Source organism: Limibacillus sp. (genome assembly GCA_037379885.1).
In the GTDB taxonomy this organism is placed as follows: Bacteria; Pseudomonadota; Alphaproteobacteria; order Kiloniellales; family CECT-8803; genus JARRJC01.
On sequence record JARRJC010000013.1, the window covers coordinates 1 to 12,231 of the forward strand.

Annotated in this window: 12 protein-coding genes; 4 read left to right on the forward strand and 8 right to left on the reverse strand. The window is 65.0% G+C overall.

Annotated elements, in window-relative coordinates; all coding sequences use genetic code 11:
- Positions 1-181 (forward strand): hypothetical protein (locus P8X75_06105; protein ID MEJ1994776.1); only part of this gene is annotated, 181 nt, incomplete at its 5' end.
- Positions 182-333: 152 nt separating this feature from the next.
- On the opposite strand, the gene P8X75_06110 is transcribed toward P8X75_06105, so the two are convergent.
- On the reverse strand, positions 334-2,673 hold the full coding sequence (locus P8X75_06110) for a hypothetical protein (protein MEJ1994777.1): 2,340 nt from the start codon (positions 2,671-2,673) through the stop codon (positions 334-336).
- A gap of 370 nt (positions 2,674-3,043) precedes the next feature.
- Between P8X75_06110 and P8X75_06115 the strand changes: the two genes are divergently transcribed.
- Complete coding sequence (locus P8X75_06115) at positions 3,044-5,488, forward strand: FAD-dependent oxidoreductase (protein ID MEJ1994778.1); 2,445 nt, start codon at positions 3,044-3,046, stop codon at positions 5,486-5,488.
- Positions 5,481-5,900, forward strand: a complete 420-nt coding sequence (locus P8X75_06120; GenBank protein ID MEJ1994779.1) for a GFA family protein — start codon at positions 5,481-5,483, stop codon at positions 5,898-5,900. The genes P8X75_06115 and P8X75_06120 overlap by 8 nt, the downstream gene beginning before the upstream one ends.
- Positions 5,901-5,972: 72 nt before the next feature.
- On the opposite strand, the gene P8X75_06125 is transcribed toward P8X75_06120, so the two are convergent.
- Together P8X75_06125 and P8X75_06130 are read right to left on the reverse strand one after the other, a co-directional pair.
- Entirely contained in the window at positions 5,973-6,779 is an 807-nt protein-coding gene (locus P8X75_06125; protein MEJ1994780.1) for a hypothetical protein, read from the reverse strand.
- A gap of 240 nt (positions 6,780-7,019) precedes the next feature.
- The gene (locus tag P8X75_06130; GenBank protein ID MEJ1994781.1) at positions 7,020-7,901 is read right to left on the reverse strand and encodes a nitrilase-related carbon-nitrogen hydrolase; all 882 of its coding nucleotides are present in this window, start codon (positions 7,899-7,901) and stop codon (positions 7,020-7,022) included.
- Between the two features lie 95 nt (positions 7,902-7,996).
- On the opposite strand from P8X75_06130, the gene P8X75_06135 reads away from it, so the two are divergent.
- On the forward strand, positions 7,997-8,695 hold the full coding sequence (locus tag P8X75_06135; protein ID MEJ1994782.1) for a DUF1194 domain-containing protein: 699 nt from the start codon (positions 7,997-7,999) through the stop codon (positions 8,693-8,695).
- Positions 8,696-8,701: 6 nt separating this feature from the next.
- Here the strand turns inward: P8X75_06135 and P8X75_06140 are convergent, their stop codons facing one another.
- The 5 genes from P8X75_06140 to P8X75_06160 all read right to left on the reverse strand — a co-directional run bounded on the left by P8X75_06140 (position 8,702) and on the right by P8X75_06160 (position 12,216).
- Positions 8,702-8,863 (reverse strand): hypothetical protein, encoded by a 162-nt coding sequence (locus tag P8X75_06140; protein MEJ1994783.1) that lies wholly within the window; start codon positions 8,861-8,863, stop codon positions 8,702-8,704.
- Between the two features lie 11 nt (positions 8,864-8,874).
- On the reverse strand, positions 8,875-10,047 hold the full coding sequence (locus tag P8X75_06145) for an isovaleryl-CoA dehydrogenase (GenBank protein MEJ1994784.1): 1,173 nt from the start codon (positions 10,045-10,047) through the stop codon (positions 8,875-8,877).
- Positions 10,048-10,125: 78 nt separating this feature from the next.
- Entirely contained in the window at positions 10,126-10,797 is a 672-nt protein-coding gene (locus tag P8X75_06150; protein MEJ1994785.1) for a glutathione S-transferase family protein, read from the reverse strand.
- Positions 10,798-10,807: 10 nt separating this feature from the next.
- Positions 10,808-11,251: a PaaI family thioesterase gene (locus P8X75_06155; protein MEJ1994786.1), complete on the reverse strand. Its 444-nt coding sequence runs from the start codon at positions 11,249-11,251 to the stop codon at positions 10,808-10,810.
- Positions 11,248-12,216: an ornithine cyclodeaminase gene (locus P8X75_06160; GenBank protein ID MEJ1994787.1), complete on the reverse strand. Its 969-nt coding sequence runs from the start codon at positions 12,214-12,216 to the stop codon at positions 11,248-11,250. The genes P8X75_06155 and P8X75_06160 overlap by 4 nt, the downstream gene beginning before the upstream one ends.
- Positions 12,217-12,231 lie beyond the last annotated feature (15 nt).

Below are 12,231 nucleotides of genomic sequence, written 5' to 3' on the forward strand. Positions count from 1 at the left end.
GATGTTCATGTGGTCTTTGGATCCTCGCAACAGCCCTCACATGTATTTGGTCTACCTAGCCACATTCATCTATTTCCTAGAGGGGATGATCCCGGCGCTGCCGATTTTTTGGCATGTGATCACCGACGACGGTCACGGCATCTACACCGCGCCGGGATCATCCCCTCTAGGAAATAGATGAATGTGGCTAGGTAGACCAAATACATTTGAGGGCTTTTGCGAGGATCCAAAGACCACATGAACATCTCACCTAAATGCTGTATCGATTTTTGCGTATACACTAAACCAATGGGGGTGCCAGGGGCGAGTAAATACCCGCCCCTGAGCCGCTTCTTACTTGAGTATTTCGTTGGTCGCGGCAGCCCCAGCCTCTTCGCTGAGAATCCGTAGAGCATTCCTAGAGCCCTCAAAGCCCAATCGTTGCCCTACACGTCCAACAGAAAGCATATGCCCTGCTATTCGGCCCCAATCCTGTGCTCCGGCGATGGACGCCATGAGCGTGGCTGCTGCTTCGGGATCCTCGCGAAGCATCTCCGGTAAACGCTTGAGTTCAACCTCACTAGCGGCTAGACGCCCAGCGACTGCTTCTCCGGCATTCCCCAAGGCGCCGAGCACAGCAGTACCATGAATGGCAGCTGGGTTCATGGAGCGCACCGCAAAGGCTGCATTCACTACCGCCCCTTGCGCCGCAGATCCAACCACGTCGAATTCGTGGTCCCGTACCTCCTCCGCCCCGGCGATTTCCACGACGCGTGCCATGAAGACGGCGGTCTGGAGATGGGCGAGTTCCTCCGCCTGCTCCTCGTAGGCCGCCAGGGTCGCCTGCGCCGCCTCGTACCGCTCGACATCCGTACCCCGGTGACCACGCGCAGCCTTGCGGCCCAGGCCCGGATTGGCCGCGATGAATGCTTGGGCTTCTGATGCGTCCGGGGCCTTCGTCTCAAGCTCTTCAAGATTGCTCAAGACGCCGTTGAAGGCTGCGGCGTTCTCCACCCCCGGAGTTTCCATGAGACCATCGACAAGACTATTGGCCGCGCCGAAATTGGCCGGATCGGTGAGCGGTTGGGCGGCGGCGGTAGCCTGGTCCACGGCCCAGAGATCGAAGGCCAAGGGGGTCGCCGAACCGCTGTCGTCGTAGAGGCGGTGGAGGTCACCCTCAATAATCTCCTCATGAGACAGGCGACCGGAGGCATACGCATTCAAGAGGCCGCTTCGGAGGTCACTGCCGGCGAAGGGCAAGTTCAGCGGCGCCTCAAGGTTCCCGCCAGATAGGCGGAAGCCGCCGTCCTCGCTCCGTTGCACCGTGAAGACACCGGCGCTCTCAATAGCATCCAGATCGCGGCCCAAGCTCAGAATGGCGTCGAACTCGGCCTTGGCCTGCTCGAACTGCGCTAAATGGCCCTGACGCTGTGTGGCTGAACCCTCTAGAACGCCGCTTCGCAGGCCCTCCATCTCCTCAGCCAGAATGGAAAGGCGATCACGCTCGTCTGGGTGCAGGTGCACGGTCGCCCGCTCGCCCTTCTCAAGACTCTGCTCCACTTGCTGGCCGAGGTGGTAGTGCGTGCGCTCAACACTACCCTCCTCCGCCTCTGGATCGCCGGGGAGATCGGGCCGCAGGCCCTTGACGAAGAGGATCTGATCTTGCCGGTCGTTTTCCCGCGCCTGCGCGTCTGCCTGGCGGGCGGCAGCGCCTTGCGGGTCCAGGTTCTGAGCCTCCAGGTCCGTAGCGGCGGCTAGCGGGGCTTCTTTTGACGCTTGTGCATCGGCGAGGGTCTTGGTCGCCGTGGCGAGGGCGGCGGTGAGGACCTTCGGGTCCTTGGCCTTGTCACCCAGGCCTTCCAACAAGCTGGCAGCTTGAGCAGACGGCAGCTCCGCCAGCGGAACGCCCGCCGCGCCTTCGCGCGCGAACTGCGTCAAGCCGCTCTCCGGGTCGTAGGTCAGCTTGATCTCGCTTTCCCGGTTGTGGCGGCCCGCCACGCTCAAGGCCCGCTCGGCCTGGGCGCGCGCCTCTCCCTTGAGGCCGTGGCCATCCAGCAGGTCCTCGCGGCGGCGCTGAATCTCGCCCGCCTCGGCCTGCAACGCCTGACGATGCTTTTCCAGGCGGTCGGTCTCGGCCTGACGAATCACATGGTTCGAGGTGCCGGGGCGCGCCGCCTGGCCCGCGACCGAGGCGCTGTTGCGCCGCTCCTCGGCCCGCTTGGCCTGACGCGTCAGCCAGACTTCCCGCCTTGCGTCCTTCTCCAGGGTCACGGCGCTCTCCCCTGCATTGGGCCGGAAGTTGGGCTTAGGCTTGGGCTTGGGCTTGGGCGTGGGCTTGGCGCCGGTGGGTGACGGCGAGGCCTCGGACAAGGGCTGATCCGCGCCCTGCCCCGGCTGCTTTGATGGGGGCCGCGAAGAGGCTGGAGGTGCGACCGGCACCGGACCCGGGGGAAAGGCCGCCGGGGGAGAAGCAGGCGCGCCTGATCCGCGAATGGGCTTGGGCGCGGGCTTGGGGGCAGGTTTTGGCGCAGGCTGGGGCTGCGGCGTGCCGGAGGGAGGTTTGGCGGCGGTCATCGGTGGCTTGGTCTCAGGCCGCTTGGTCTTGAGCGGTTGAACCCCGGGCGCGGTCGCATGCGGCGGGGTATCGGGCAAGCGGCGCTTGCGGCGGGACTTCTCGTCGTCGAGAAAACTCATGGCGGCGGTTCCTTTCGGTGCGGACAAAGAAAAAGCCCCGGCGCGGAATGCACTGGGGCTGGGGCTATGGCTGAAGCTGAGGCTAGACAGCAAAAAGCCGCCTCTCCGGCGGGAGGGCGGCTCGGCCCGATTTGGCCAGAATCTGGCCGCAGCTCGGGCAACGCGAACAACTATAGTCATATCAACAATATTTGTCAAGATTATTTGTTGTTCGTAGGTTGCCCTGTAACCGGCCCATGTCGTAATCCGGAGTCCTCCTGTCGCAAATTGCCTGGAAGCTCGGCAGCGGATTCACGATTGTCTGAACCTGAAATCGCTTCGCCCTTGGGGAGCGCTGCTCCCCTCAAGAAACCTTTCGAGGAAGAGTCCCATGAAGTCTCATGCGCGTGTTGTGGTCATCGGCGGTGGCGCGGTCGGCGTCTCCACCCTCTATCACCTGGCCAAGAAGGGCTGGAGCGACGTCGTCCTGGTCGAGCGCAAGGAACTGACGTCGGGCTCCACCTGGCACGCCGCGGGGCTGCTGCCGCTGTTCAACATGAGCTACTCGGTGGGCCAGATCCACAAGTACTCCGTCAAGTTCTACCAGGAGCTTGAGAAGGAGACCGGGCAGGACGTCGGCTTCTCGAAGTGCTCCAACATCCGCCTCGCCACGAACCAGGACCGCATGGACGAGTTCATGCAGTACAAGGGCGTGGCCGAGACCATCGGCATCGACGTGAAGGTGCTGACCCCCGAAGAGGTGGTCGAGGTTTGGCCGCTGGCGGTCAAGGACGGCCTGATCGGCGCGATCCAGCACCCCGACGACGGCTACATCCAGCCCGCCGACCTGACCCAGGCGCTCGCCAAGGGCGCGCGTTCGCTCGGAGCGGAGATCTACCGCAACACCGCCGTCACCGGCATCAAGCGCAGCGACGCCGGCGAGTGGGTCGTCCAGACCGACAAGGGCGACATCACTTGCGAGCACGTCGTGACCTGCACTGGCAGCTTCGCCCGCCAGACCGGCAAGATGGTCGGGCTCGACATTCCCGTGATCCCGGTCGAGCACCAGTATATCGTCACCGAGCCGCACCCGGAGATCATGAAGCGCAAGGAGCAGGGCCTGCCGGAGATGGGCGTGCTGCGCGGCGCGGACGGCGCCTGGTACATGCGCGAGGAGCGCGGCGGCCTGATCCTCGGCCCCTATGAGCACGGCGCACCCGCCTGTTACGTGCGCGGCCCCAGCGAGGACAGCGAGTACGAGCTGTTCCAGGAAGACCTCGACCGCCTGATGCCGCACATCGAGTCCGCCATCGAGCGCGTGCCCGCTTTCGGCGAAGTCGGCATCAAGAAGGTCTACAACGGCGCCATCGCCTACACCCCGGACGGCAACCCCATCGTGGGCCCGGCCTGGGACCTTCCGAACTTCTGGCTGAACGAGGGTCACTCCTTTGGCATCACGGCGGCCGGCGGGGCCGGCTGGCAGCTGGCCGAGTGGATCGTCGAGGGTGAGCCCACCATCGACATGCTGGGCGTGGACCCGCGCCGCTACGGCGACTACTGCACCGAATCCTATCTGATCGAGAAGAACGAGGAGGCCTACGCCCACGTCTTCATCACCCACTTCCCCGACGAGGAGCGTCCGGCCGCCCGCCCGCTGCGTCGGGCCCCCTCCTACGAGCGCTTCAAGGACATGGGCGCGGTCTTCGGCCAGTCCTTCGGCTGGGAGCGGGCCAACTGGTTCGCGCCCGAGGGTGTGGAGCCCGTCGACGACTGGTCCTTCCGCCGCTCCAAGTACTTCGAGCATGTCGGCAACGAGTGCCGCAACGTCATGGAGAACGTCGGCCTTCTGGACCTCTCGGGCTTCGCCAAGGCGCGCATCTCCGGGCCGGGCGCCGAGGCCTTCCTCGACAATCTGGTGGCCAACAAGCTGCCCAAGAAGGTCGGCCGCATCGCGCTGGCCCACGCGCTCAACACGCGTGGCGGCGTGCACTCCGAGTTCACGATCCTGCGCGAGGGCGAAAGCTCTTTCTACATGGTCTCCGCCGGCGGCTTCGAGCGGCTGGACCACGACTGGATCAAGAAGCACATGCCGACCGACGGCTCGGTGCGCTTCGACTACCTGACCACCTCCATGGGCGTGCTGATCGTGGCCGGGCCCAAGGCGCGCGAGCTGATGAAGCGTGTCTCCCCGCGCACGGATTTCTCGAACGCGGCCTTCCCCTGGCTGTCGGCGCAGGACATCGACGTCGGGCTCGCCCCGGCGCGCGCCATCCGCGTCAACTTCCTGGGCGAGTTGGGCTGGGAACTGCACCACCCCATCGAGTACCAGCTGCACATCTTCGACAAGCTGACCGCGGCGGGCGCCGATCTCGGCCTGAAGCCGCTGGGCCTGCGCGCAATGGACTCGCTGCGCCTGGAGAAGTCCTACCGCCTGCCGGGCCGTGAGCTCTCCATCGAATACGCCGCCTTCGAGTCCGGCCTGCAGCGCTTCGCCCATCCCAACAAGGGCGAGTTCATCGGGCGCGACGCGCTGGTGGAGTGGCAGCAGAAGGGCTTCGACTACGCCTTCACCACCCTGGAAGTGCACGACGTCACCGACGCCGACGCGCTGGGCAGCAACCCGATCTACCACCAGGGCGAGGTGGTCGGCCGCGCCACGTCCGGCGGCTATGGCTTCCGTATCGGCAAGTCCTTGATGCTCGCCATGGTAAAGCCGGACCTCTCGGTGCCGGGCACGGAGCTTGAAACCGACATCCTGGGCACAAAGCATCGCTGCACGGTGCTGGAGGAGAGCCCCTACGACCCCAACAACGAGCGCTTGCGGGCGGATGGCTGACCCCGTCCCCTCGCCCGACGCCGAAGTCCGCGAGGGCGGCTGCCTCTGCGGCGCCGTGCGCTACCGCCTGACGGGTGCCTTGCGTCCCGTCTTCGGGTGCCACTGCAGCCAGTGCCGCAAGATCTCCGGACACTACGTGGCGGCCACCGCCGTGGACCGGGAGAGCTTTCAGATAATCTCGGGCGAGGAGACGCTCTCCTGGTTCGAGTCCTCGCCGGGGGTGCGTCGAGGCTTCTGTGCCTCCTGCGGCTCCAACCTCTTCTGGGACCGGGCGAGCCTGCCGGTGATCGCGGTCATGGCCGGCAGCATAGACGAGCCCAGCGGACTGACGATGAAGAGCCACATGTTCGTCGCCTACAAGGGCGACTACTACGAACTCAATGACGGGTTGCCGCAGAAGCAGGAACGCTGAAGCGGCCGCCGGACAAACGAAAAGGGCGCGCCGGATGGGCGCGCCCTCTCTCGTTCTTGTAAGGCGGGGCGGTCAGAAGGCCATCTTGACGGCGTGCTTCTGGCCCGCGCCGACGTTGAACTCCTTGCGGACTTCCTTGCCGCCCTGCTCGGCGATCACAAGGTAGCTGCCTTCGGGCAGCAGGAAGTTGTCGCCCACGGTCTGGCTGGTCACCAGAGGCTCCGACCCGGCGCCCGCGCCCTTCGCATAGATCTTCCAGAAGACCGTGACGTCCGTGTTGGCGCCCGCCGCCGGTTCCGCGAAGACCCGCATGGTGCCGGCGTTCAGGTTGATGGAATAGTTGTAGTTGTTGCCCGCCGTCACCTCGATGGTGTGCTTGGCCTCCACACCCTTGTGCTTCGCGGTCACGTAGTAGTAGCCCTCCGGCAGCATCAGGTGCGGGTTCGCGCCACGCACGCTGGCCACCTTCCAGCGGTTGCCCGAGGAGTCCCGCCCGAAGGTCCAGACGGTCCAATCGATTTCGTCCTTGACCTCGGGTGCGCCGAAGTAGGGCATCAGCGCCAAGGTGACGCCGCCCGCGTTCAGGACCGCCTGATGCGCAACCGGCGCGTCGGCGATGCTGACCTCGGAGCGGATGGTCGAAAGGCCGAAGACCGAGGTGACCCGGTAGCGCCCGGACGGCAGGTCGGCGACGAGCTGCGGGCCCGTCTGCGCGGCGACGACCTTGCCGCGGTCCTTCCCGTCGAGCGCCTCGACCGAATAGGCGATCTTTTCGTTCATCGGCGCGGCGCCGCGGACCGGCACGGCGGTGACGGTCAGACGCTGCGACTGCCCCTTGGAGGCGGACTGATTGCTTTGCGCTTCCGCGTTCGATGACATGAAGAAAAATGCACCCGTCAGAATCGAGACCGCAAGTGCGACGACTCCGAACTTACTCCGCTTCCCCATGAGGGTTCGCTCCCATGCTGCTTTCCCGGTGGCTCGTTTTGCCAAGGTTCCCCTAACTTCGAACCGTGGCAGCAATCCTATTCGGGGATTTCTTAACGCCCCGTTTCGCGTCAGCAATCTACGCCAAAGCCATGAATCTGCCAAGTTTTTAGAAAAAGAAAGGTCGAATTGTCACAACCTTCGGCTTTCCGGCGGAACGCCCAGGATTTCCTCCCAGCGCGCCAGTTCGCGACGGATCAGCGCCAGGTTCGAATCGCGTAGCGTCGGCAAGCTGTAGCGCGCCCGGCGCAGTTGGCCGTAGTCCAACTCGGCGGTGAACAGCCCCTCCTCCTCCCCTGCCTGGACCAGGGTCTCGCCCTCGGCATCCAGAATCCGGCTGCCGCCCCAGAAATTCAGGCCGTCGAACCGTCCCGTGTGATTGCAGAACAGGATCGGCATGCCGTAGACGAGGGAATAGAAATCCAGCGTCTTCTTCCAGCCGCCAGGATTGGAGAACTGGCCGCCGACCGCCTCGACGGCCGAGGCCACCGGGTTCAGCAGCAGGGTAGCGCCCTGCACCGCCGCCAGATGCACCAATGCCGGGTTCCAGGTGTCCGCGCAGATCAGCAGCCCGCAGCGCCAGCGCTCGTCCTCCAGCGCAAAGGATTCGACGAAACGCCCGCCCGCGAAGTGCTTGCCCTCTTCCAACTGCCCGTAGGTCGGCAGGTTCAGCTTGCGGTGCAGGAAGGATACGGCGCCCCGGTGCAGCACCGCCGCGGTATTGTGGAACTGGGCGGCCACGCCCTCCTCGACGAAACCGGCGACGACGCGCATCTCTCCCGCTTCGCGCGCCAAGGCCAGGAGCCGGGGATCGTCCCGCTCCATGGCGATATCGAGAACTTGGCCCGCCACTCCGTAGCCGCTCAGCGAGAGTTCCGGGAACATCAGGATGCTGCAATCTTCGCCCTGCGCGCGGCGCACCATCTCGTGATGCTTTTCGAGGTTGCCGTCCAGATCACCCGGCCGGCAGGCGATCTGCGCCACGCCGACCTTCAAACGCTCTGCCCGCGCCATGCTCCCCCGCTCCTCCTCGGCAGTCGATTCCGGTAAAGCGCGAGGCTCGCACAGCTTACTTACGCCCGCCACCCCTGCTTGCTATAGTCCGCCGCATGATCAGCCTAAAACGCAGCCTGCTCTGCACCCTCCTGTTCCTGACCGGCCTGAACTTCTCCGCAAGCGCGCCAGCACAGGACAACCGGGTGGACCTGGAACTCGTACTCGCCATCGACAGCTCCAACTCCGTCGATGAGGAGGAGTACGCCCTGCAAATGGAGGGCTTCGCCAGCGCCTTCAATCACCCCTCGGTACTGGACGCGATCCGCTCCTACAACGCCAACGGCATCGTGGTGACGCTGGTGCAGTGGGCGGGTGCCAAGTCGCATAAACAGGTCATTGACTGGACCCTGATCCGCACCCCGGAAGACTCCCAGGCCTTCGCCCAGGCCCTGCTGAACGCCCCGCGCGTGGTTGAGGGCGCGACCGCGCCGGGCGACGCCATCACCTTCGCGACCGGCCTGTTGGAGTTCAACGCCTGGGACGGCAAGCGAAAGGTCATCGACGTATCCGGCGACGGCCGCCCGAACGAGGGGGAGCGCCCGCCCTACCCGCGCTCTCGCGCCCTGAAGCTGGGGGTGATCATCAACGGCCTGGTGATCATGAACGAGGAGGAGAACCTCGACCGCTACTACCGCTGGGGCATCATCGGCGGGCCCGGCGCCTTCCTGGAGGTCGCAGAAGACTTCACCGATTTCGAGCGGGCCATCCGCCGCAAGCTGCGCCAGGAGATATCAGGGGTCCCGATCTCCTAGAAGCCCCTAGAAGTTGGCGTAGGCCAGGAAGGCGAGAAGGGCCAGCAGGACGATCATGCCCAAGATGCGCAGCGAGAAGAACTCGCGGCGCGCCTCCTTCTCCTCCTCTTCGGCCACATGCTCCATGCGCTCCAGGTCTTCGGGTTCCTGCTTGTCCGGGTCGCTCATGACGGTCTCCTTCACGCAGTCTGTTCAAAAAGTTCGCGGCCTATCAGCCAGCGGCGGATCTCGGAGGTGCCCGCGCCGATCTCGTAGAGCTTTGCGTCGCGCAGGAGCCGGCCCGTGGGATAATCGTTGATGTAGCCGTTGCCGCCCAGGCACTGGATCGCCTCCAGCGCCATCCAGGTCGCCTTCTCGGCGGCGTAGAGGATCGCACCGGCGGCATCGGCGCGGCTGGTCTCGCCCCGGTCACAGGCCTTCGCGACGGTATAAACGTAGGCCCGGCAGACATTCATGGTGGTGTACATGTCGGCGAGCTTTCCCTGCATCAACTGAAACTCGCCGATGGGCTTGCCGAACTGCTTGCGCTCATGGAGGTAGGGCACCACCACGTCCATGCAGGCCTGCATGATGCCAAGGGGACCGGCAGCCAGCACCGCGCGCTCGTAGTCCAGGCCGCTCATCAGGACCCTCACGCCCTCTCCCACCTTGCCGAGGACGTTCTCCTCCGGCACCTCGCAGTCCTCGAAGACCAGTTCGCAGGTGGGCGAGCCGCGCATGCCGAGCTTGTCCAGTTTCTGCGCGATCGAGAAACCCTTGAAGTCCTTCTCGACCAGGAAGGCCGTGATGCCTTTCGGGCCCGCGTCGGGATCGGTCTTGGCGTAGATGACCAGCGTCTCGGCCTCGCTGGCGTTGGTGATCCACATCTTGGAGCCGTTCAGCACCCAGCGGTCGCCCTTCTTCTCAGCCCGCGTCTTCATGGAAACCACGTCGGAGCCCGCGCCCGGCTCGCTCATGGCCAGGGAGCCCACGTGCTCGCCCGAGATAAGCTTGGGCAGATAGCGTTGCTTCTGATCCTCGTTGCCGTTGCGGCGGATCTGATTGACGCAGAGGTTGGAATGCGCCCCGTAGGAAAGCCCGATCGAGGCCGAGGCGCGGCTGACCTCCTCCACCGCCACGACATGCTCGAGATAGCCCAGGCCCGAGCCGCCGTATTCTTCCTCAACCGTGATGCCATGGAGTCCGAGGTCGCCCATCTTGGGCCAGAGCTGACGGGGAAACTGGTCGGTCCGGTCGATCTCGTCGGCCAGGGGAGCGATCTCGTCGGCGGAGAAGGACATGACGCTGTCGCGCAGCATCTCCGCGGTGTCGCCGAGGTCGAAGTTCAGACTGGGCAGTTGATTGGGCAACATGAAGCAGCTCTCCCGGTGGGCTGGATCGCGGTGTACAGGCTTGAAGGATAGGCCCTCCAAAGCGTCGAATGAAAGCACCTACTGCGCGGCGCGCCCCTGATGCTCGGCATGAAGGGGCGCGATCGCCGGGCGGCTCAGCGTCGCCTCCATCAGGCGCGCGAGCTGGGGAATTCGGGGCCGAATCTTTTCCGGCTCCCAGTGCCAGGTCATCAGCATGGAGAGGTAGGGGTCAAGGACCGAAAAGCGCTCTCCGAAGAAGTAGGGGCCGGGGAGGTTCTCTCGCGCAATCTCGTTCTCGATCAGGATGAGACTGCTATCGAAGGCCTCCGCCGCTGCCTCGCGCACGCCCTTGGCGGCCGCCCTGCCCTCGGAGGAGAAGCGGTCCGCATAGTAGTAACGCAAATCGCTTTCATAGAGGTTGGCCGCGGCGAAGAAGAGCCAGCGCAGCAGACGGGCGCGTTCCGGCGATCCGAGAGGCGGCAAGAGCTCGCCTTCAGGGTGGCGCTCGGCCAGAGTGAAGATGATCGCCGCGCTCTCGGTCAGGGTCTCGCCCTGCGGGGTGATCACCGCGGGGACCTGACCGCGCGGGTTGACCGCCAGAAAGTCCGCTTGCTCGGAAATGGGCCTGTCCCGAGGCACCAGGATCCGCTCGAACCCCAGGCCGAGTTCGGCCAGCACGGCCTCCACCACGAAGCTGCCGGTGTCCATGCGGCCGTAGACCTTATGCAGATCCGGCGCTGACTGGGTCATGGGGGCGTTCCTACTCTTCGATCTCAGCACCGTCGCGGCGGATCACGGTCTGCTGCATCTTCGCGCAGAGGCGTGTTTCCACCCCGGTGACGGCGTGCACCTCGACATCGCAGATCGAAAGCGTCTTGCCCGCGTTGATCACGGCCCCGATGGCGACCAGCTTGTCGCCCTTGGCCGGCGCCAGGAGGTTGATCTTGAACTCGACCGTCAAGATGGCCGCGCCCGCCGGAAAGAGGCTGTAGGCCGCGTAGCCGCCGGCGCTGTCCGCGATGGTGCTGGTGACACCGGCGTGAAAGAAGCCGTGCTGCTGGCAGAGGTCCTTGCGGTACGGCAAGGTGATCTCCACCAAGCCGGCGTCGATGCGGGTCAGTTCCGCGCCGATCAATCCCATGATGGATTGCCGCTTGAAGGAATTGGTGACGCGCTGGCGGAACTCGGGATCTTGGGGCTTCACAGGATACCCTCCTCTCTGGCGCGGTCGACGGCGTGACGCGCGGTCATCAGGTCAAGATGACCGCCGCCTCCGTTCTTGAAAATGGTGATCTCCTCTTCGCCACCACGGGCGGGACGGCTGCCTTCGCAGAGCTGGAACAGATCGCCGTGGATATCCTCTTCGGTGATCACACCGCTTTCCATGGGAATGATCAACTCGCCGATGTGCCCGACCGTGGTGGCGCGGGAATCCACGAAAAGGCGTCCGCGGCGCAGCGCCTCGTCATCGGCCTCGCGCATGCTGGGCGTATAGGCCCCTACGAGGTCCAGATGCGTGCCCGGCTGCAGCCAGGCCCCCTGGATGACCGGCGTCTCGCTCATGGTGGCGCAACAGATGACGGCTGCGTCTCCAGCCGCCGCTTCCAGGTCGCCCGCCAACTCGATACGGCGCTCGCCCAGCGTGCCCTTGAGCGAGGCGATCAACTCCTCCGCGCGCTCCCTGCTGCGGTTCCAGACCGTGACGCGCTCGATGGAGGGGCGGACGGAAAGATGGGCCCGGATAAGCTCGGGCGCCATCGCACCCGCCCCGACCATCAGCAGGCTATCCGCGTCCCGGCGCGCCAGGAAATCGGCCCCCAGCGCCGAATCCCCGGCCGTCTTCCGCCAGGTCAGAACCTTCGCCTCCATCACCGCCTGGGGATCACCGTGCGCGCCGCCAAACAAGACGTAGACGGCGTGGATCGAAGGCAACTGGGCGTCGCTCGAGGGGTTGTTGGGGAAGATGGTGGCCAGTTTGATGCCGATGCCTTCACCGCCGAACCAGGCGGCGCGGTTCAGAAGCCGGTCCACGCCACCCTCCTTGGCCGGCGCCTCCAACAGCATGTCCGCCTGATCGTCGGGACGCTTCAGGTGCATTTCCCGCAGCGCGGGCACCAGGCGCTCGTAGCTCAGGAGGCGGTCGATTGTCTCGTCGTCAAGTATGTGCATGCCGGTCCTTTCAAG